A 20,527-nucleotide genomic window follows, 5' to 3' on the forward strand; every position below is an offset into this window, starting at 1 on the left:
CAAAAGTCCGAGAGGAAAAGACTTTGGACTTTGGACTTTACAACTTTAAGACTTAAAATGAAAGTAACAGAACATATAGAAAACGCAAAAGGAAAAACATTATTCTCATTTGAAATTATTCCGCCTCAAAAAGGGAAAAGCATTCAGGAATTGTACGATAACATCGATCCGTTAATGGAGTTTAAACCGCCGTTTATTGATGTAACTACTTCGCGTGAAGAGTATATTTATATCGATCGCGGTAACGGACTTTTAGATAAAAAACTAACTCGTATGCGCCCGGGGACGCTTGGAATATGTGCTTCTATAAAACATAAATACAATGTAGACACGGTGCCACATTTACTGTGCGGCGGATTTACACAGGAAGAAACAGAATATATGCTGGTTGACTGTCATTATTTGGGAATCAACAATGTCATGGCACTTAGAGGTGATGCGATGAAGGACGAACAATCTTTTGTTCCTAAAGCAGGCGGAAACCATTATGCAATAGATTTGGTGCGACAAATCAACGATTTGAATTGTGGAAAGTATTTGCACGAAGTTATGGATGTCGACAACAAAGCTGATTTTTGTATTGGCGTGGCTGGTTATCCGGAGAAACATTTAGAATCACCATCTTTACAGTCAGATTTAAAAAGATTAAAAGAAAAAGTAGATGCCGGTGCAGATTATGTGGTGACACAGATGTTTTTTGATAATTCTAAATATTTTGCTTTTGTAGAAAAGGCAAGAGAAATGGGAATTACAATTCCGATTATTCCCGGAATTAAACCAATTGCAGTGCAAAGACATTTACAGGTTCTGCCACAAATTTTCAGAATCGATTTACCGGAAGATCTAATCGATGCCGTTGATAAATGCAAAAATAATGCTGAAATTAAGCAAGTCGGAATCGAATGGGCGATCCAGCAGTCATTAGAATTAAAGGCAGCCGGAGTTCCTTTTTTACACTATTATTCAATGGGTAAATCTGAGAATATCAGACAGATCGCGAGTCAGGTTTTTTAATTTGTAGTATAGAACTTTGTCAAAGTTTTAAACTTAGACAAAGTTATCTCAGTTGGAATTTGGATTTTGCTTAATTTAGAAGTTTAAATTTCATATTATGAAACAAGAAGAATTACAAGCAATTGCCTCTCAATTAAAGAATCCTTCCGGAGAAAAGGGAATAGAAATGGCCCATATGATGAACGAAACGAACATCAATATGATTAAACATTCCATTCAAAATCTAAATATTTCAAAAGAAAATAAAATTCTTGAATTGGGTCACGGAAATGCGGGTCATGTCGAATTCTTATTCGAACAAGGGAAAGAATTAAAATATTACGGCATAGAAATGTCTGAACTGATGTTTCAGGAAGCCCGACAAATAAACAGAAATTTTGTTTCTCAAAAGCAAGCTTTCTTTTCGCTTTATGACGGAAATAAAATTCCGTTTGAAGACGAATCTTTCGATAAAGTATTCACAGTAAACACCATTTATTTTTGGCAGAAACCGGAAGAATTACTTGCAGAAATTTATAGAGTTTTAAAACCAGACGGTAATTTCTGCCTAACGTTTGCTGAAGAAAGTTTTATGAAAACGCTTCCTTTCACGCAATATGAATTTGAGCTCTATAGTACCGAGAAGGCACAGGATTTAATTGGCAAATCGGCTTTTAAAATTGTTTACAAAGAAACGCAGACTGAAAAAGTAAAAAGCAAAACCGGTGAATTGGTCGACAGGGCTTTTACAACTATTGTTTTAGAGAAATCTTTCAAATCATTTTAATTTGCTGCTGCATTTATTAGCAAACTTTCAGCACTTTCATTGTTTCATTGTGGTTTCTAAATTGTAAAAATATGGAAGAAAAAAAAATCAATTTTCTACAAAGTTACAGCAGTATTTTATGGCTTCTTGGAGGTATAATAATAGGAAGTGTTTTTGGATTACTATTCAAAGAAAAAGTTGAGGTTATAAAACCAATCGGAGATATTTTCCTGAATTTGCTTTTCACAGCGATAATTCCTTTAATATTTTTTACAATCGGTTCTTCCATCGCTAATTTAGAACGAACAGAAAAACTGGGGAAACTTTTCGGCATAATGCTTTTAGTTTTCCTTTCTACACTTCTTATATCTGCAATTGTAATGATTCTTGCAGTTTATCTATTCCCGATTCATCAGGATATGATAATTTCTAAAGTTCCGGTTGAAAATATTCAGTCCGGATCTGTTGGCGATCAGATTGCACAATTGGTTACTACAAATGATTTTTTTGAACTGCTTTCGCGAAAAAGCATGCTGGCATTAATAATCTTTTCCTTTTTAATTGGTTTTGCGACATTGCAATCGGGTGAAAAAGGAAATGCTTTTAAAAGTTTTCTGGACTCCGGAAATGAAGTCATGAAACAGCTTTTAAACATTATAATGAAATTTGCACCAATTGGTTTAGGCGCTTATTTTGCTTATCAGGTTGGCGTCTTTGGACCGCAATTGTTCGGAATTTATGCAAAACCTTTAGGTGTTTATTATGCTGCCTGCGTATTCTATTTCTTTACCTTTTTTAGTTTATATGCAATTGTCGCAGGAGGGAAAAGAGCTTTTAAAGTCTTTTGGAGTAATAATATCGCACCATCTCTAACTGCAATTGGTACTTGCAGCAGTATTGCTACGATTCCTGCCAATCTGGATGCGGCTCAAAAAATGGGAATTCCGTCTCATGTCCGTAATTTGGTAATTCCGCTTGGGGCGCCCTTGCACAAAGACGGTTCAAGCATGTCATCTATTTTAAAAATTACTTTTCTGTTTGCCATGTTTGGAAAAGATTTCACAGAACCTTCAACGATACTTTTAGCATTAGGAATTACCGTAATTGTTTCAATTGTTGAAGGCGGAATACCAAACGGAGGTTATATAGGCGAAGTTCTGGCGATTACTGTTTACGGTTTCCCGATGGAGCAGGCCTTGCCGGTTGCGATGATTCTTGGAACTTTGGTTGATCCAATTGCAACTTTATTAAACGCCAACGGCGATGTCATTTCTTCTATGCTGGTTTCGAGATTTTCTGAGAAAACGAAATGGTAGCTATTGTAGAAGAATTTCAATTCTCTAATTCCAAATCTTTTATGTCCGCGCAGTCTGCGTGAGAATAACTAATATGTAAGCTTATGAATTCAATATTACAACAAGATCTAAACGATTTCGAAAATATATTAGAAAAAACAAAACAGCAGGGAATTGATTATCTAAATGATATTCAAAACATTTCCACTTCTCAAAATTATACGATTGATTGCAGAAGAGAATTAAATGAATTAGGTTTGGGTTCCATTGAAGCTCTACAGGAATTCAATCAAAGATTAGCGCCTTTAATGGTTGCCTCGTCGGGTCCGAGATATTGGGGATTTGTAACAGGAGGCTCAACTCCTGCGTCTATTGTTGGCGATTGGCTGGCGACCATTTACGATCAGAATCCGCAAGCCGTGAAAGGGCAGGGAGGTACATCGGCTTTGATAGAATTGGAAACTATTAATCTTTTGCTCCAATTGTTAGACTTACCGGATTCTTTTTTGGGCGGATTTGTAACCGGAGCAACTATGTCAAATTTTACTTGCATAGGCGTAGCCAGACAATGGTTTGGAAAACAATTTGGAAAAGATTTTGCAAAAAAAGGAATTTCTGAGAAAATTAATATTCTCACGGCAACACCTCATTCGTCTTCCATTAAGGCACTTTCTATGTTGGGAATTGGAAGCCAAAATTACACCGTTGTAAAAACAATAGAAGGCAATCGAGAAGCACTAGATATTGCTGACTTAGAACGAAATATTCAGGCATTAAAAGGAGAACCTTTTATTTTGATTTCGAGCGCCGGAACAGTAAATACTGCGGATTTTGATGATTTTGAAGCCATTTTAAAACTGAGAGAAAAATATAATTTCTGGTGGCATATTGATGCTGCTTTTGGAGGTTTTGCTGCAGTTTCCAATAAATACAAACATTTGGTTGAAGGCTGGCAAGGTGCCGACAGTATTACAATAGACTGTCATAAATGGCTGAATGTTCCTTACGAAAGCGCATTTTATTTGGTTAAAAAAGAGCATATTAATCTGCAGATTGAAACTTTTCAAAATTCGAATGCGCCTTATTTAGGAGATCCGTTAGAAAACTTTAATTATTTAAATGTAGTTCCGGAAAACTCAAGAAGATTGCGGGCACTTCCGGTTTGGTTTTCGCTTAAAGCGTATGGAAAAGAAGGCTTTTGCAGCATTGTAGAAAACAATACGCAATTGGCATTGATTTTTGGAAACGAATTAATAGAAGAAGGAAACTTTGAACTTTTAGCCCCAATTCGATTAAATAATGTTTGTTTTACCTTAAAAGGAGAATCCAATCAGGAGAAGGTAAATCAGTTTTTAATGACGCTCAACGATACGGGAAAGGTATTTATGACACCAACAATTTATAAAAACCGAAAAGGAATCAGGGCTTCGTTTGTAAATTGGCGAACTACAGAAGAAGATGTCAGACTGGTCATAAAAGAAATGAAAGCTGTTCTGGCAGATATAGGAGTATAAAATATTATTTTCGGAATGAGTAAAATTAGCAAATAATCTATATGATTAATTTTCCAATTATTATAGGAATTACTTCTGGGGCTGCCTTTTTGTTGGGATTTCTGCTTATTGCTCATCCCCGAAAAGTAAATATAACGGCAAACAGATATCTCGGCTTATTTGTAATAACGGTTGGTCTCGCGCTGATAGAAATACCGTTATTTTATGAGAAATTTCAAGTTCAGCATCCAAAATTATTTGAGATAATTGGTCTGGTTCGATTTCTCACGGCGCCGTTTCTCTATATAAGTATAGTGTATTTTACTTCTGTACATAAAAAATTTAATAAGAAGATGATATGGCATTTTTTGCCCTTTCTGGTATTTGCCCTTTTTAGATTCCCTTTTTTTATAACAGGCAAAAATTTCGAATTTAATTATGAAACCGGTCGTATTGTATTTTTTATACTGGGAACTGCATTGCCGCTACAGACTGTAATATATTGGTTTTTATCATTTTGGAGGTTGGAAAAGCACATTGAAAATATTCGGAACTTCTCATCCGATACAGCAACTATAGATCTCCTCTGGCTGCGGTCATTTTTGTTGGTGATAGTATTAATCGTAGTAAGCTGGCTTAATCTTGTGTTTTTTAATGTGACAGAATTAATACAATTTACACCTTTTATATATTTGATAAGTTTGTTTTTTCTGGCTTACTTTTCTCTACAGCAAAAAGAAATTTTTGATGTGGACACATTAGATTCTGAAGATGTAAAGGAAAGCATAAACGATAAAAAAGAAACCCCGAAAAGACTTTCAGAATCAAGACTGGCAGAATTGAATCTGCAATTGCAAACATCCATGAACGAGAGGAAGTTGTATTTAGACAATCAATTAAATCTGCCTGCCTTAGCAAAAAGTATCAATGCAAGCTGTAATGACACATCGTTTGCTATTAATGAATTGTACGGCGATAATTTCTACAACTTTGTCAATAAATACCGGATAGAAGAAGCAAAGAAACTATTGCTTTCTACCCGATACAATCAGTTGAATATTCTTGGAATTGCTTATGAGTCAGGATTCAATTCCAAAACAACATTCAATACTACATTCAAAAAATATACAGGTTGTTCTCCGCGCGAATTTTTAAAAGCAAATGCAGTTGCAGAAAATAAAGTGTAAAAAGAAGTTCGCCTGCATACATTGGAACATTCAGTTCGTGATTAATATTCAAATTTGGGACCTATTAACTCAAACCAGAAACACATGTCAGAACAGTCAAATTCCGAATTTTTTACTTCTTTAGGAAAGAAAATTTTAGCCGCCTTAATTTTTGGACTCGAATTTTCAGCTTTATTTTTACTTCTCGGCAACGGAGGAAATATTCCGTGGCTGCCACCGGTTCTCGTTTTTTCTATAATTGGAATTTCGCTTGCGGCATCAATTGTTCTTCCTTTTATATGGCACTGGAGGGAAAGAAAAGAAAAAACCAGTTCCCAAAAGATTTATGGGTTTTTATACAGTGCAATACGTTATTGTACAGCTTTTAATGTCATGGCTTTTGGCTGGAAAAAGTTTTACGGACTTCAGTTTATTGTGCCTTCTGAAATCGCCAAAAACCCCATGAATCAACAGAGCGGCGAATGGCTCACCTGGTTCTATTTTGGCTATTCGCCAGCTTTTGGAATTATAATAGCCTTGATTCAAATTGTTGGAGGCATCATGTTGTTATATAGAAAAACGCTCCTTGCCGGAACAGTAATTTTATTTTCTTTGCTTTTAAATCTAACGTTAATCAACATTTTTTATGATATGAATGCCGGTGCTTTAATGCAGTCGGTATTGCTTACTATCGGGGTTTTGTATTTAATGTTATTAGATTATAAACGACTGGTGGATTTCTTTTTTAGAACCAAATCTAATCTGCCTTCGATAACAATCAATAATTTGTTTTTAAAAAATGTGCTTAGATTTTCTGCAGTTTTACTCTCGTTATTATTCACGATATATTTAAAGAAAATAATGGTATAAAAATAAAGCTCATTTGTTGTCAAATGAGCTTATTAGTTTTATAAAAATGGAACTTATTTCGTGATTTCTCTAAAAACGGCTTCCAGATTTTTATTTTTCTGATTTAATTGTAATGTTTTTAAACCATTTTCAGTAGCAAAATCAAAAATGGCAGGACGCATATCTTTTTCTGTAATAAAAGTCAGTTCCCAGATCATGTCATGTGTATTAACATACGATGAAATATTTTCAAGCTTAGCCAAAAGTTGTTCCTCAACTTTGTAATCAAACTCAACTTCAATAACTTGCTCTTTGTTTGCAGATACTAAATGGTTCAGTTTATTGTCTGCAACAATTTGTCCTCTGTCAATAATTATGACACGATCACAGATGGCTTCAACTTCCTGCATAATATGTGTCGATAAAAAAACTGTTTTATCTTTTCCGGCATTTTTAATGACGTTGCGAATTTCCATTAATTGATTCGGATCCAGACCCGTAGTTGGTTCGTCCAAAATTAAAACGTCAGGATTATGGAGTAAAGCATTTGCCAGACCAACGCGCTGGCGGTATCCTTTAGAAAGCTGACTAATCTTTTTATGGCTTTCCGGTGTCAGTCCTGTCAGTTGAATTACTTCTTCAATTCGGGATTTTGAAACCTTATAAACATCAGCATTAAATGCCAAATATTCACGCACATACAAATCCAGATACAACGGATTATGCTCGGGAAGATAACCAATAGAACCCTGAACCGCTTTTTGATTTGTCATGACATCGTGACCATTTACAAGGGCTGAGCCTTCGTCTGCCAATAAATAAGTGGTCAAAATTTTCATTAAAGTTGATTTTCCGGCTCCGTTTGGTCCTAAGAATCCTACGATTTCTCCTTTCTCAATTTTAAAAGAAATTGAATTTAATGCTTTTTGTGTGCCGTAACTTTTTGATATGTTGTTTACTTCTATCGACATGAACTTTTTATTTGCTACAAAAGTAAAGAGAAATCGCTTTGATTACTACATTTTATGCTCTAAAGAATTTCTTAAAAAAATTAAGAGTCTCGTCTTTCACGGCATTGTTGTTGTTAAAGGAAACTTAAATTTTAAAAAATCCCAAAAATGAAAAAAATTTTAGTGATGGCTGCTTTAGCTATCTGCAGTTTTGCAAATGCACAAAAAGGAACAGTTTTAGTTGGTGGTAACATTGGTTACACTTCTGAAACTGTAGATTACAATGTTGGAGAAACAAAATCTAATGAATTCAGTTTTTCTCCAAAAGTAGGTTACCAGTTTCATGACAACTGGACTGTAGGAGGTGAGTTTACTGTTGCTTCTTCAAAAGACGATCAGGGTGCAAATGAGTACAAAACCAATACTTCAAGATTTGGAGCATTTGTACGTTATACAATGCCATTAAGCCAGACTTTTGCTGTTTTTGCAGATTTAGGAGCTGGTTTTCAAAACAGAACCGAAAAATCTTATGTTGGAGCTAATTATTCAAAAGATAAGGCAGACGGAATGTACATTGGTGTAGTTCCTGCACTTTTCATCAACATGCAAAAAGGTTTTGGTTTAAACTTCAGCATTGGAGGTTTAGGTTATGATACTTTAAGCTATGACAATAATGGTCCTGATGTTAGCAGATTTAACTTCAACTTCGGTCAGACATTTAATATCGGAATTTCTAAAAACTTCTAATCTTAAGTTTTATAAATTCAATTTCAGAAAGCACTCCATTTGGAGTGCTTTTTTTTATTTAAAAAATAAAAAATAATACAATATTTTGTCCTATTGTGATACTATTTAATTCGATAGAGTCTATTTTGTTTTTCAGTTCAATATAATTTTGCGTAACCAAATTATTAAATAAAAGTGCCATGAAAATTAGAAATATCGAAAGAGAAGAAATAATCAGAGAGAATATGATTACCAAAGTAATATGGTTTGTTTTAGGATTTATAGTTTCATTTATTCTTTGTAAACTTTTTTAAATTAAAAAAATAATGCCAACAGCAGTGAAACCGAATTTAATAATACTCATTTCGGTTTCACGTGTTGACAAAAAAAATATCTATTAAAATAATTATCCAACCGGATGTTCCACAGCTGCTCTCATCTCCTGAGCAGCAGAAACCATCTCAATTAAAGCTTTTTTAGTTTCGTCCCAGTGGCGTGTTTTCAAACCGCAATCTGGATTTACCCATAACTGATCGATCGGGATAACGGCCGAAGCCTTTTCTAACAACCGAACCATTTCTGCGCTTGAAGGAACTCGGGGTGAATGAATATCGTAAACGCCGGGACCAATTTCGTTTGGATATTTAAAATTCGCAAAAGCGTCTAAAAGTTCCATTTGCGAACGCGAACATTCAATCGTTATTACATCGGCATCCATATCTGCAATATTCTGAATGATATCGTTAAACTCACTGTAACACATGTGTGTATGAATTTGCGTATCGTCCTGAACACCGCTCGCAGAAATTCTAAAAGCCCGAACGGCCCAGTCCAGATAGTTAGCCCATTCTTCTTTTCGTAAAGGCAAACCTTCGCGAATCGCAGGTTCATCAATCTGAATGATTTTAATTCCGGCTTTTTCTAAATCGACAACTTCATCACGAATCGCCAGGGCAATCTGCGTACAAGTTTCAGAACGGGGCTGATCGTTACGTACAAACGACCATTGCAAAATCGTAACAGGCCCTGTCAGCATTCCTTTTACCCATTTTGGAGTTAAAGATTGTGCATATTCCGACCACTTTATTGTCATTGGTTGTGGTCGCGAAACGTCTCCGTAAATTACAGGTGGTTTTACGCAACGGCTTCCGTAGCTTTGCACCCAGCCGTTTTTGGTAAATGTAAATCCTGCCAGTTGCTCTCCAAAGTATTCCACCATATCATTTCGTTCAAATTCACCGTGAACCAAAACATCGATTCCTGTTTCTTCCTGAAAACGAATTGTAGCTTCTGTTTCTTTTTCGATTAAGTCGTTGTATTCGGCAGCAGATAATTCTCCTTTCTTGAATTTTGCCCTCCAGCTGCGTACTTCGGCAGTCTGAGGAAAAGATCCAATAGTAGTAGTTGGAAATAATGGCAGATTTAAGGCTTCGGTCTGGCTATTTCTTCTAATGTCAAACGTACTTTTTCTTTTATCGTCTGAAGCAGAAATATTCGCTACACGATTTTTAACTTCATTATTGTGAATTAATTTTGAAGTCTTGCGATTTTCATTGGCAATTACATTTCTTTCAAAATCCACAGAATTTGTCACATCAGTTTCATTAGAAGCAAATTGTTTCAAAAGCACAATTTCGTTTACTTTTTGTTTTGCAAAAGCCAGCCATTGTTTGATCTCCGGCGTTAAGGTTTCGTCGTTCGTCTCTAAATCCAAATCACACGGACTATGAATTAAAGAACACGAAGGCGCAATCAGAATTCGGCTTTCGCCTAATGCATCAGTTGCTTTTTTAATTATTTCTAAAGACTTTCTAAAGTCATTTTTCCAGATATTTCTTCCGTCTACAACTCCCAGCGAAAGATTTACATTGGGAGCCAATTTTCCTGATTCTAAAATATCATTTAATTGCAGAGGGCAACGAACTAAATCCAGATGAAAAGTATCAACAGGAAGCGCTAAAGCTGTTTCCAGATTTGCTCCAAAACAGTCAAAATAATTTGCCAGGACAATTTTTAGTTTCGGGAAACGAACGTTGATTTCATTGTACACTTTCGTGAAAGCGTTACGTTCTTTTTCGCTGAGATTTAACGCCAGAAAAGGTTCATCAAGTTGAATATATTCCGCATTTTCTGCTTGTAATTTTTCAAGGATTTCAAAATAAACGGGAAGTAAATTATCCAACAGATCGATTCGCTCAAAACCTTCTTCTTTTTCTTTTCCTAAAAGTAAATAAGAAACCGGTCCGATCAAAACCGGTTTGGTCTTAATTCCCAAATCATTGGCTTCTTTAAATTCACTGATTATTTTTTCAGAAAACAATTCAAATTTCTGATCTTTAGTAAATTCAGGAACAATATAATGGTAGTTGGTATCGAACCATTTTGTCATTTCCATTGCTACAACATCCTGTCCGTCCTTTTGAGAACCGCGCGCCATTGCAAAATACAAATCGAGGGAAGAATTAGATTTTGCTACTTCATGATAGCGTTTTGGGATTGCACCCACAGTCAGAGTCAGATCCAAAACCTGATCATAAAAAGAAAAATCATTAGACGGAATTAAATCTACGCCCGCCTGAGATTGTAAATGCCAATTTTTATGGCGAATATCTTTTCCGGCTTTAATAAGTTCATCGGCAGAAATTTTTCCCGCCCAATACAGTTCAGATGCTTTTTTTAATTCTCTGTTACTGCCAATTCTTGGGTAACCCAGGTTGTTTGTTTTCATTTTTGATTCAGTATATTTTACTGAACAAATTTACGTTCTTGGTTTTTATAACTTATATTTGAGGCTTATTTCAGTAAAATGTGTTTTATATGTAATATTTAAAAGATTTTATTACTGTGAATATGTTTTTAATCAACCTTTAGCCGTAAAAAATACTATGGAAAACTTAGATAAAACCGATTTATTGATTCTGAAACATCTTCAGGAGAACTCTAATATCAATACAAAAGATCTTGCAGGCAAATTATTTCTAACGGTTACTCCGGTTTACGAACGTATAAAACGATTGGAACGAGACGGATACATTACGAAATATGTGGCTCTTTTGGATAAGAAAAAAATGAATCGCGGAATGACTGTTTTTTGTAATGTTCGCTTAAAAGAACATGCCAAAAATGTCGGAAGTAATTTTGTAAAAGACATCGTTGCACTTCCTGAGATTATAGAATGTTATAATATTGCCGGCGATTACGATTTTATGCTAAAGATTTTAGTGCAGGATATGGCGAGTTATCAGGATTTTGTAATGAATAAATTGTCGACCATAGAAAACATCGGAAACACTAACAGTATTTTTGTAATGGGAGAGATTAAACATAGCACTGCATTAGAGTTCTGATTTTAATTCTAATTGTAGTTTTTATACAACGTTTTCGTGAATTTATTTTGTGTTTTTAATAGAAACACGATAAAAATCACGTTTTCTGCAAATTTCGACTTATAAATTTGTAAGGCGCATATTAAATATATCGTCTTATGATAAAAATAAATAAATGGGTTATTGCATCAGCCGGAATGTTATTGCAATTATCAATAGGTTCTATTTATGCTTACAGTGTCTGGATTAATCCTATCCAGTTAATTAATGGGTGGGATGCACACCAATTAAAATTATCCTTTAGCTTAGCCATTTGCTTTTTAGGACTTACCGCTGCTTTTATGCAAAAGTTTGTTCGAAAATTTGGCCCTAAAAAAGCAGGATTAATTGCTGCTTTATTTTTTGGTGTTGGATTAATGGGCAGCGGATTTGCTATAGCAGAAAAATCCCTACCCCTATTCTATCTGTTTTACGGTGTAATAAGCGGCATTGGTTTGGGGTTTGGTTATATTACACCCATTTCGGTTGTTGTAAAATGGTTTCCTGAAAAACCGGGATTTGCGGGAGGGTTGGTAATTATGTCGTTTGCCTTGGGCTCGATATTGGCTTCCCGCATTATTTTACCACTAACAGAATCAATTGGAGTTTCACATAGTTTTTATCTTCTGGGATTGGTTTATTTTGCAATCATGGTTTTAGCCTCATTGTGTCTTTCGCTTCCTTTTTCAGCAGTTTCTACAGAGGACGATTTAAAAAACAATTCTCCAGTCGCGTTAAAAGAATTATTAACAGATTTTCGTTTTTATAGTCTTTGGCTAATGTTATTTTTAAATACGACCTGTGGGATTGCCTTAATTTCTATTGCAGCGCCAATGGCAAAAGATATAATTCATATTAATGATCAGCAAGCCATTAATTTTGTTGGTTTCATTGGCTTTTTCAATGGATTTGGCCGGTTGTTTTGGTCCAGTATATCGGATAAAATTGGTCGCTGGTATACCTTTTTTACATTTTTTGCTATTGGCGCCTTCTGTTTTATTATGCTAAGTCAGACCCATACTCCAATTGTATTCCAGATTATGGTATTTATTATTATAAGTTGTTACGGAGGAGCATTTGCGGCAATGCCCGCTTTTGTTAAAGATCTTTACGGGCCTTATAAAATGAGTACTCCATTTGGTTTTATATTAATTGCCTGGTCTGCTGCGGCCTTCGTTGGTCCGGGATTAATTTCTCTTACTAAAAATTATTCGTTGATCTTTTATTTGTTTGCCGGGATTTTGAGTTTGACTGCAATAATGTGCCTAATGGTAAGATCAAAACTTATTTCACGAAAATAGTTGTCATTTTTATAAAAATAAACTCTAAATCTGATTATTATCATGTTTTTGTCTGAAAAAAGCCTCGAAATTTGATGATATAATATACGCAATTAAAATTATTTTGAGTTATGAAAGCAAATGTAGAAAAAAAGGTATTTACGTCAGGAAAATGGGAATCATCAGTAAATGTTCAGGATTTTGTATTAAAAAACATTACACCTTATGAAGGAAACTCTTCTTTTTTATCCGGGCCATCAGTAAAAACTACCAATTTGTGGAATATCTGTAAGGAAGCTTTACTAAAAGAACGAGCAAATAATGGATGTTCGGCAATTGATGTGGAAACGATATCAACTATAAATGCATTTAAGCCTGGTTATATTAAAAAAGAAGACGAAGTAGTTGTTGGTTTACAGACAGATGAACTGTTAAAGAGAGCCATGAAACCTTTTGGAGGAATTAAGCTGGTAGAATCTGCAGTAAAAGAAAGAGGATTAAAAGTGTCTGATCGTGTGACCGATATTTTTAACTATGCTAAAAATCATAACGAAAAAGTTTTCGACGCTTATGATAAAGAAATTAGAGAGTATCGTTCTAAACATATATTGACAGGTTTGCCTGATAATTATGCGCGTGGACGTATTATTGGTGACTTCCGCCGTATGGCTTTGTACGGAGTTAATCAGCTTATTGCTTTTAAAAAAGAAGATCATAATAAAGTTGGCGGCGAAATGACCGAGCATAAAGTTCGTTTGCGCGAGGAAATAGCGTCACAGATTAGTGCCTTACAAGACATGCTTATAATGGCGGCCGATTATGGTTTTGATATTTCTCTTCCTGCACAAAATGCAAAAGAAGCAGTTCAATGGGTTTATTTTGCTTATTTGGCTGCGGTGAAAGAGCAGGATGGAGCAGCAATGTCATTAGGAAATGTATCTTCATTCCTCGATATTTATATACAAAGAGATCTTGAAGAAGGATCGATTACTGAATCTGAAGCACAAGAATTAGTAGACCAGTTTGTAATGAAATTAAGAATGGTGCGCCATCTAAGACCTGGAGCCTACGATGAAATATTTGGAGGAGACCCAACCTGGGTAACAGAATGTATTGGAGGTATGTTTAATGACGGAAGAACGAAAGTAACCAAAACATCATTTCGATTTCTCCAGACATTATATAATTTAGGAGCATCTCCGGAACCGAATTTAACAGTTTTATGGTCAGAAGATCTTCCACAGGGATTTAAGGATTTCTGTGCGCAGGTGTCAATTGACACCTCATCAATTCAATATGAAAATGATGATTTGATGAGACCTAACAGAGGTTCTGATGATTACGGAATTGCTTGCTGTGTATCGCATCAGGAAATTGGCAAATCAATTCAGCACTTTGGGGCGCGAGCCAATTTACCCAAAGCATTACTGATTGCTTTAAACGGAGGGAGGGAAGAACGTGGCGGAGCATTGGTAATGAAAGATATTCCGTTTATACATGACGAAGTATTAGATTATAATGTGGTAAGCAATGTATTTAAACGTACTCTAAAGGAAGTGGCCAGAGTTTATGCCAAGTCTATGTATATTATTCATTATATGCATGATAAGTTTTATTATGAAAGAGCACAAATGGCTATGATTGATTCTGATCCGCATATAGACATCGCTTATGGGGCAGCAGGAATTTCTATAATTGCCGATTCGTTATCTGCAATTAAATATGCTAAAGTAAAACCAATTAGAAATGAAAACGGAATTACAGTAGATTTTAATATAGAAGGCGATTATCCTAAATTTGGAAATGACGATGACAGAGTAGATTCTATTGCTCAGGAAATAACGGCTTTCTTTATTGGAGAACTTAGAAAACATACTGCATATAAAAATGCAACACCAACTCTTTCATTATTGACGATTACATCTAATGTCATGTACGGAACCAATACAGGAGCAACTCCCGACGGACGTAAAGATGGTGAGTCTTTTGCACCGGGAGCCAACCCAATGCATGGACGTGATTGCAGCGGCGCAATTGCTTCATTAAATTCTGTCGCAAAACTGAATTACAATGATGCGCAAGATGGTATTTCGAATACTTTTTCCATGATTCCGAAGTCACTTGGAGATACAAGAGAAGAACAAGTAACCAATTTAGTGCATGTAATAGATGGTTATTTTAAACAAATGGCCCATCATTTAAATGTAAATGTATTAAATCGCGAAACCCTTCAGGATGCTTATAATCATCCTGAAAATCATCCACAACTTACCATAAGAGTTTCGGGTTATGCTGTTAATTTTGTGCGATTATCAAGAGCACATCAGTTAGAAGTTATAGCGCGTACTTTTCACGAAGCTATGTAAAAGTGGCCAGAAAAGAATCAGATATGGGCTGGCTAATTTTTGGCTAGCCTATTTTTATTATTTTTCAACTCTTATTTTTTAAACCATGTATTTTCAATTACAAGATATTGAAGCTGCTAAATTAAATATTGATGATCCTGATCATTTAAGAATACATTCTCTTGAAACTTTTGGCACTCATGATGGTCCTGGTATCCGAATGGTGGTATTTGCACAAGGATGTCAGTTTAGATGTTTATATTGTCAAAACCCTGATACATTAGATGTTAAAGCGGGTTCCTTAGTCGAAATAGAAGAATTAGTAAAAAGAGCCGTTCGGCAGAAAAGTTACTTCGGTAAAACGGGTGGAGTTACAGTTTCCGGCGGAGAACCTTTGCTTCAAAGAAACAAGTTGCTTCATTTTTTTAAATTACTGCATGAAAAAGGAATTAGTACCTGTCTGGACACCAACGGAAGATTAAATAACAAACAGGCACAGGAACTTTTTGATAATACAGATATTTTGCTTTTAGATGTCAAACATATTAATGATGACATACATCATAAGCTTACAGGAGTCAGTAATAAAACGACATTAGAGGTGGCAGCCTATAGGGAATCTACCGGAAAGCCAATGTGGTTAAGATATGTTTTAGTTCCGGGTTGGACAGACCAGCCACAATACCTGGAAGAATGGGCACAGCACTTTACCAATTATAAAACAGTTGAACGTGTGGAGATTATACCGTTTCACCAGCTGGGATCTCAAAAATGGGAATTACTTAATATGCCTTATACTCTTAAAGATACTGCCGGGCCTACAGCCGAAAGTAAAGTAGAGGTATTCGCAATTTTTAGCCAATATTTCAAAAATGTCATACTCAAGTAGAAAATTTTGTGTAGTCTGAATATGAAGTAGGCTTATCTTTTAAATAGTATATTTTGTTGAATGAAATCCTAAATAAAACGTATTTTTGACGCTTAGATGAAAATCTATAATCTATCCCGTCCCGAAGCATCGGGATCCGGACTTAAATCTAAAATACAAAAATGAACTGGGAACAACTTTTATCACTTAAAAAGCAGGGAGACACGGGCAAAAGATTGCGTATAGAACAAGATGACACCCGTTTAGGATTTGAAGTCGATTATGACCGAATTATATTTTCTTCCGCTTTTAGAAGTTTACAGGATAAAACACAGGTTATTCCACTTTCCAAAACCGATTTCGTGCACACCCGTTTGACTCATAGTTTAGAAGTTTCGGTTGTAGGGCGTTCACTTGGGCGTTTGGTTGGGAAAAAAATCATCGAAAAATATCCGTATTTAAAAGAAGTTCATGGTTATCATATGAATGATTTCGGTGCGATTGTAGCCGCTGCATCTTTGGCACACGATATCGGAAATCCGCCTTTTGGGCATTCCGGTGAAAAAGCAATTGGCGAATATTTCTCAATTGGTAAAGGGCAGCAGTACAGAAATCAGCTGACAGATAAACAATGGCAGGATCTAATTGATTTTGAAGGAAACGCTAACGGCTTTTCGGTCTTGACAGCGAGTCGTCCGGGAATCGATGGCGGACTGCGTATTTCGTACGCAACTTTGGGCGCTTTCATGAAATATCCCAAAGAAAGCCTTCCTAAAAAACCAACCAATAATATTGCTGATAAAAAATACGGTTTCTTTCAGTCAGACAAATTGTTTTTTGAAGAAGTAGCCAAAGATATGGGAATGATTGCTAATAAATCTGAAGGAGATATTGGCTTTGAAAGACATCCGCTGGCATATTTGGTGGAGGCAGCAGATGATATTTGTTATACAATTATTGACTTTGAAGACGGAATTAATCTTGGTCTGGTTTCTGAAGATTTTGCGTTAGAATATTTAATTAAACTGGTAAAAGATAATATTGGAGTTTCTAAATACAAATCGTTAACAACAAAAGAAGATCGTATTTCGTATTTAAGAGCATTGGCAATCGGAACTTTAATTACCGATGCAGTAGATGTATTTATAGAAAATGAAGAAGCTATCCTTGCCGGCAATTTCCCTTTTGCTTTAACAGACAAAAGTAAATACAAAGCGCAGATGGATGATATTATCAAACTGAGCGTTGAAAAAATTTATCAAAGCCGGGAAGTCATAGAAAAAGAAATAGTAGGTTATCAGATTATACAAACCCTGCTGGATAAATTTATTACCGCTTTCAATAATAAATATGATGGCACGGCTTCAAACTACGATAAACTGATTTTGAAAATGCTGCCCGAAAAACATCATTTAGACAAAGGCAATTTGTACGAACGTTTATTGCACATTTGTCATTATGTTTCATTGTTAACAGACGGAAATGCGCTTGAGTTGTATGAAACGATCAAAGGACAAAAAAAGCGTTAAGTAAGTTTCTCGCTTTAATAAAAAAAAGCTTCTTTTAGAATTTCTAAAAGAAGCTTTTTTTTATTTTGATGATTTTATTATTTAAAAGCATAAACCAGACCTACACCAAGAACCTGTCTTAACTGCATTCTCGGTCCGTCATTGACTTGCGTTGTATTGCCTGTAGAAGGATCAACAACGTCTTTTTTAGTTTTAATATCGTCATCATAAATTAAATGGAGGCCAATATTTGCTTTTACGTAGGCATTCACAACCAGATCCAGACGCGTGTCATAATCGATATCAACATTTCCAAATTTATTGAGATAATCGGTATACAGACTTAAACGGTTTTCATAAAAAACATTTTTATAGATTTCGTTTTTCATGTAAGCCGTAAAAAGTATACCAAATTCGGCTTTTACCTTCTGACCTTCTTCAATTAAAATTTGTTGAGTAGGGTCCAGCGGATCAGTTGCATAAACGGCTTTTTTAACCCCGAAAGAACCTTGATTAGCCAGATATTGATCCAGTACTAAAGTGGTTTTTAACGTAATCGGAGAGAAATAAAACACCCTGTTCTTTTGTTTGTTTGCATTCTCAGCTCCAGCTCCCAGAAATATATAAGCTGGTGCAAAAGGTTTGGAAATGGCAACATCTCTGTTTGGATAGTTATAACCGTTTGTAAATTGTGTATTGAAGTTTAACTTAGAAGAATAATACCAATTTGAAGCCGTATCCTTTCTGAAACCATAAGTCGAATTAAATTGAAAAGCATCGTCTGTTTTTCTTAATTCGGTTCCGTCTTGTTTATTTAAACCATATTTAACTATAAGTTCGTTTACCCATTTATGATTTTTCTTAGCGTAAGTTCTTCCAAACTCGCCTTTAAACAAACCTGAAATAGAACTTGTTCCCCCGGCACTCCAGTTTACAAAAGCAATTTCGGAAATATCAAACCCAAGCTGATTCTTTTTTGACCAGTTAGAAGGCGGTTTCGGTGCCTGATTAGGACTCAGGGTGGTTTGGATAATCTGGGCAAAGTTATTAGAAGTACTCAAAAGCAACAGCAGCAAAAGGGTAGAACGCAATAATTTCATTTTGGTAATTTTTTTTTTGGTGTTGCAAAATAATTATTTTGAACCGTTAGAAAAAAGATTTATTAAACTTTTAACGTCAATCGCACACAATTGTTGTAACTCATTAACTGTTCCGTGTTCCATAAATTGGTCAGGAACACCCAAAATTTCAATCGTATTTTTGAAATTATGAGCTGCTGCAAACTCTAAAATGGCACTTCCAAAACCGCCGGTTTTAACGCCGTCTTCGATGGTAATAATCTTATCAAAAGTTGAAAAAATATAATTTAATGTATTGATGTCTAATGGTTTAATAAAACTAAAGTTGTAATGGGCGATGTCGATGGAATGAGTTGATTTTTCCAGTGCTTCAATAACATTATTTCCAATTGTTCCGGCCGACAGAACCGCAATTTTTGTACCATCTTTTAAGCATTTTGCGGCGCCTAAAATTATTTTTTCATAATGTCCGAAATTTTCTACTTCCCAATTTGGCAGGACTCCGCGACCTCTTGGATAACGAATTGCAATAGGATGATTTAAACCCAATTGAGCAGTATACAAAATATTTTGGAGCTCGATTTCGTTTAACGGGGCATAAATAATCATATTCGGAATAGAACGTAAATAAGCAATATCAAAAACGCCATGATGTGTTGCACCATCTTCACCAACCAGACCTGCGCGGTCCAGACAAAAAATAACAGGTAAATTTTGCAGCGCCACATCGTGAATAACCTGATCGTAAGCCCTCTGCAAAAATGTCGAATAAATATTGCAATACACCATCATGCCCTGCGTTGCCATTCCTGCTGCCAGTGTTACGGCGTGTTGTTCTGCAATTCCCACATCAAAAGCGCGATCCGGTAATTCGTCCATCATAAACTTTAACGAACTTCCGGAAGGCATGGCAGGTGTGATTCCGATTATTTTTTCATTTTTTCTGGCTAAATCTAAAATCGTTAGTCCAAAAACATCCTGATATTTCGGAGGAAGATTTTCTTCTGGTTTTAAATGGATTTCTCCCGTTAAGGCATCAAATTTTCCGGGAGCATGATATTTAACCTGATTTTCTTCGGCCTGCTGTAAGCCTTTTCCTTTTGTAGTAACAATATGAAGAAATTTTGGGCCTTTTATGTTTTTTAAACGATTCAGTTCCTGAATTAAAAGAGGAAGATCATGGCCGTCAATCGGACCCGAATAATCAAAATTCAGTGATTTGATCATGTTATTTTTTCGGGGATTTTTCCCTTCTTTTACAGCAGTGAGGTATTTTTTCAGTGCGCCAACACTGGGGTCAATCCCAATAGCGTTGTCATTTAAAATTACCAGTAAATTGGCATCGGTAACTCCGGCATGATTGAGGCCTTCAAAAGCCATTCCGCTTGCAATAGAAGCATCTCCGATTACGGCAATATGCTCTTTATCAAAATCACCTTTTAATTTAGAAGCAATCGCCATTCCTAGTGCGGCAGAGATAGAAGTTGAAGAATGCCCGACACCAAAAGTGTCATAAATACTTTCGCTTCTTTTTGGAAATCCTGAAAGACCTCCAATCTGTCTGTTGGTATGAAAATTTTCCCGTCTTTCGGTCAGGATTTTATGTCCGTATGCCTGATGGCCAACATCCCAAACCAATAAATCTTCGGGAGTATTAAAAACGTAATGTAAGGCTATTGTCAGCTCTATAACGCCGAGACTTGCGCCCAAATGACCTTCTTTTACAGAAACGACATCAATAATAAACTGACGCAATTCCTGAGCAACCTGAGTAAGCTGCCCTTCTTTTAAAAGACGTAAATCGGCTGGATTATATATGTTTGAAAGTAAATTGCTTTTCATTT

The 20,527-nt window shown here is 35.6% G+C and carries 16 protein-coding genes; 12 read left to right on the top strand and 4 right to left on the bottom strand.

All coding sequences use genetic code 11. The features are described from left to right. Positions 1-57 precede the first annotated feature (57 nt). The 6 genes from metF (at position 58) to ABEB31_RS05350 (ending at position 6,583) form a co-directional block, all read left to right on the top strand. Positions 58-1,014, top strand: a complete 957-nt coding sequence (gene metF / locus ABEB31_RS05325) for a methylenetetrahydrofolate reductase [NAD(P)H] (RefSeq protein WP_347050318.1) — start codon at positions 58-60, stop codon at positions 1,012-1,014. A 97-nt stretch (positions 1,015-1,111) separates the two neighbouring features. Further along, the gene (locus ABEB31_RS05330) at positions 1,112-1,780 is read left to right on the top strand and encodes a class I SAM-dependent methyltransferase (RefSeq protein ID WP_347050319.1); all 669 of its coding nucleotides are present in this window, start codon (positions 1,112-1,114) and stop codon (positions 1,778-1,780) included. Positions 1,781-1,851: 71 nt separating this feature from the next. Continuing rightward, on the top strand, positions 1,852-3,075 hold the full coding sequence (locus ABEB31_RS05335) for a dicarboxylate/amino acid:cation symporter (protein ID WP_347050320.1): 1,224 nt from the start codon (positions 1,852-1,854) through the stop codon (positions 3,073-3,075). Positions 3,076-3,158: 83 nt separating this feature from the next. Beyond that, positions 3,159-4,568 (top strand): pyridoxal phosphate-dependent decarboxylase family protein, encoded by a 1,410-nt coding sequence (locus tag ABEB31_RS05340; protein ID WP_347050321.1) that lies wholly within the window; start codon positions 3,159-3,161, stop codon positions 4,566-4,568. Between the two features lie 728 nt (positions 4,569-5,296). After that, positions 5,297-5,734 (top strand): helix-turn-helix domain-containing protein, encoded by a 438-nt coding sequence (locus ABEB31_RS05345; RefSeq protein WP_347050322.1) that lies wholly within the window; start codon positions 5,297-5,299, stop codon positions 5,732-5,734. A gap of 84 nt (positions 5,735-5,818) precedes the next feature. After that, on the top strand, positions 5,819-6,583 hold the full coding sequence (locus ABEB31_RS05350) for a hypothetical protein (protein ID WP_347050323.1): 765 nt from the start codon (positions 5,819-5,821) through the stop codon (positions 6,581-6,583). A gap of 53 nt (positions 6,584-6,636) precedes the next feature. Here ABEB31_RS05350 and gldA read toward each other — a convergent pair whose 3' ends face one another. Beyond that, positions 6,637-7,533 carry a gliding motility-associated ABC transporter ATP-binding subunit GldA gene (gldA, locus tag ABEB31_RS05355; protein ID WP_347050324.1) on the bottom strand — a complete coding sequence of 299 codons (897 nt, stop codon included), beginning with the start codon at positions 7,531-7,533 and terminating at the stop codon, positions 6,637-6,639. Between the two features lie 147 nt (positions 7,534-7,680). Between gldA and ABEB31_RS05360 the strand changes: the two genes are divergently transcribed. After that, positions 7,681-8,259 (top strand): outer membrane beta-barrel protein, encoded by a 579-nt coding sequence (locus tag ABEB31_RS05360; protein ID WP_347050325.1) that lies wholly within the window; start codon positions 7,681-7,683, stop codon positions 8,257-8,259. A 385-nt stretch (positions 8,260-8,644) separates the two neighbouring features. On the opposite strand, the gene metE is transcribed toward ABEB31_RS05360, so the two are convergent. Next, a complete protein-coding gene (gene metE / locus ABEB31_RS05365) occupies positions 8,645-10,966 on the bottom strand; it encodes a 5-methyltetrahydropteroyltriglutamate--homocysteine S-methyltransferase (protein WP_347050326.1) in 2,322 nt (773 codons plus the stop codon). A gap of 157 nt (positions 10,967-11,123) precedes the next feature. Between metE and ABEB31_RS05370 the strand changes: the two genes are divergently transcribed. The 5 genes from ABEB31_RS05370 (at position 11,124) to ABEB31_RS05390 (ending at position 17,625) form a co-directional block, all read left to right on the top strand. Then, positions 11,124-11,585: an Lrp/AsnC family transcriptional regulator gene (locus tag ABEB31_RS05370; RefSeq protein WP_347050327.1), complete on the top strand. Its 462-nt coding sequence runs from the start codon at positions 11,124-11,126 to the stop codon at positions 11,583-11,585. Between the two features lie 137 nt (positions 11,586-11,722). Next, positions 11,723-12,904, top strand: coding sequence for an L-lactate MFS transporter (locus ABEB31_RS05375; RefSeq protein WP_347050328.1), 1,182 nt, complete (start codon positions 11,723-11,725; stop codon positions 12,902-12,904). 110 nt (positions 12,905-13,014) lie between these two features. Next, on the top strand, positions 13,015-15,249 hold the full coding sequence (gene pflB / locus ABEB31_RS05380; RefSeq protein ID WP_347050329.1) for a formate C-acetyltransferase: 2,235 nt from the start codon (positions 13,015-13,017) through the stop codon (positions 15,247-15,249). An 85-nt stretch (positions 15,250-15,334) separates the two neighbouring features. Beyond that, positions 15,335-16,117, top strand: a complete 783-nt coding sequence (pflA, locus tag ABEB31_RS05385; RefSeq protein ID WP_347050330.1) for a pyruvate formate-lyase-activating protein — start codon at positions 15,335-15,337, stop codon at positions 16,115-16,117. 161 nt (positions 16,118-16,278) lie between these two features. Then, positions 16,279-17,625: a deoxyguanosinetriphosphate triphosphohydrolase gene (locus ABEB31_RS05390; RefSeq protein WP_347050331.1), complete on the top strand. Its 1,347-nt coding sequence runs from the start codon at positions 16,279-16,281 to the stop codon at positions 17,623-17,625. A gap of 77 nt (positions 17,626-17,702) precedes the next feature. On the opposite strand, the gene ABEB31_RS05395 is transcribed toward ABEB31_RS05390, so the two are convergent. Both ABEB31_RS05395 and ABEB31_RS05400 read right to left on the bottom strand, forming a co-directional pair. After that, positions 17,703-18,704, bottom strand: a complete 1,002-nt coding sequence (locus tag ABEB31_RS05395) for a DUF3078 domain-containing protein (RefSeq protein WP_347050332.1) — start codon at positions 18,702-18,704, stop codon at positions 17,703-17,705. Between the two features lie 33 nt (positions 18,705-18,737). Then, complete coding sequence (locus tag ABEB31_RS05400; RefSeq protein WP_347050333.1) at positions 18,738-20,525, bottom strand: 1-deoxy-D-xylulose-5-phosphate synthase; 1,788 nt, start codon at positions 20,523-20,525, stop codon at positions 18,738-18,740. Between the last annotated feature and the right edge of the window lie 2 nt (positions 20,526-20,527).

Origin of the sequence: Flavobacterium olei (assembly GCF_039749035.1) — a bacterium.
Classification (GTDB): domain Bacteria; phylum Bacteroidota; class Bacteroidia; order Flavobacteriales; family Flavobacteriaceae; genus Flavobacterium; species Flavobacterium olei.

Bases quoted from the DNA above. Each gene is read 5' to 3' on its own strand.
- ABEB31_RS05400 (WP_347050333.1), bottom strand. From the start codon at position 20,525: ATGAAAAGCAATTTACTTTCAAACATATATAATCCAGCCGATTTACGT.
- pflA (WP_347050330.1), top strand. From the start codon at position 15,335: ATGTATTTTCAATTACAAGATATTGAAGCTGCTAAATTAAATATTGAT.
- ABEB31_RS05395 (WP_347050332.1), bottom strand. From the start codon at position 18,704: ATGAAATTATTGCGTTCTACCCTTTTGCTGCTGTTGCTTTTGAGTACT.
- ABEB31_RS05350 (WP_347050323.1), top strand. From the start codon at position 5,819: ATGTCAGAACAGTCAAATTCCGAATTTTTTACTTCTTTAGGAAAGAAA.
- ABEB31_RS05390 (WP_347050331.1), top strand. From the start codon at position 16,279: ATGAACTGGGAACAACTTTTATCACTTAAAAAGCAGGGAGACACGGGC.
- pflB (WP_347050329.1), top strand. From the start codon at position 13,015: ATGAAAGCAAATGTAGAAAAAAAGGTATTTACGTCAGGAAAATGGGAA.
- ABEB31_RS05330 (WP_347050319.1), top strand. From the start codon at position 1,112: ATGAAACAAGAAGAATTACAAGCAATTGCCTCTCAATTAAAGAATCCT.
- metE (WP_347050326.1), bottom strand. From the start codon at position 10,966: ATGAAAACAAACAACCTGGGTTACCCAAGAATTGGCAGTAACAGAGAA.
- ABEB31_RS05375 (WP_347050328.1), top strand. From the start codon at position 11,723: ATGATAAAAATAAATAAATGGGTTATTGCATCAGCCGGAATGTTATTG.
- metF (WP_347050318.1), top strand. From the start codon at position 58: ATGAAAGTAACAGAACATATAGAAAACGCAAAAGGAAAAACATTATTC.
- ABEB31_RS05370 (WP_347050327.1), top strand. From the start codon at position 11,124: ATGGAAAACTTAGATAAAACCGATTTATTGATTCTGAAACATCTTCAG.
- ABEB31_RS05340 (WP_347050321.1), top strand. From the start codon at position 3,159: ATGAATTCAATATTACAACAAGATCTAAACGATTTCGAAAATATATTA.
- ABEB31_RS05360 (WP_347050325.1), top strand. From the start codon at position 7,681: ATGAAAAAAATTTTAGTGATGGCTGCTTTAGCTATCTGCAGTTTTGCA.
- ABEB31_RS05335 (WP_347050320.1), top strand. From the start codon at position 1,852: ATGGAAGAAAAAAAAATCAATTTTCTACAAAGTTACAGCAGTATTTTA.
- gldA (WP_347050324.1), bottom strand. From the start codon at position 7,533: ATGTCGATAGAAGTAAACAACATATCAAAAAGTTACGGCACACAAAAA.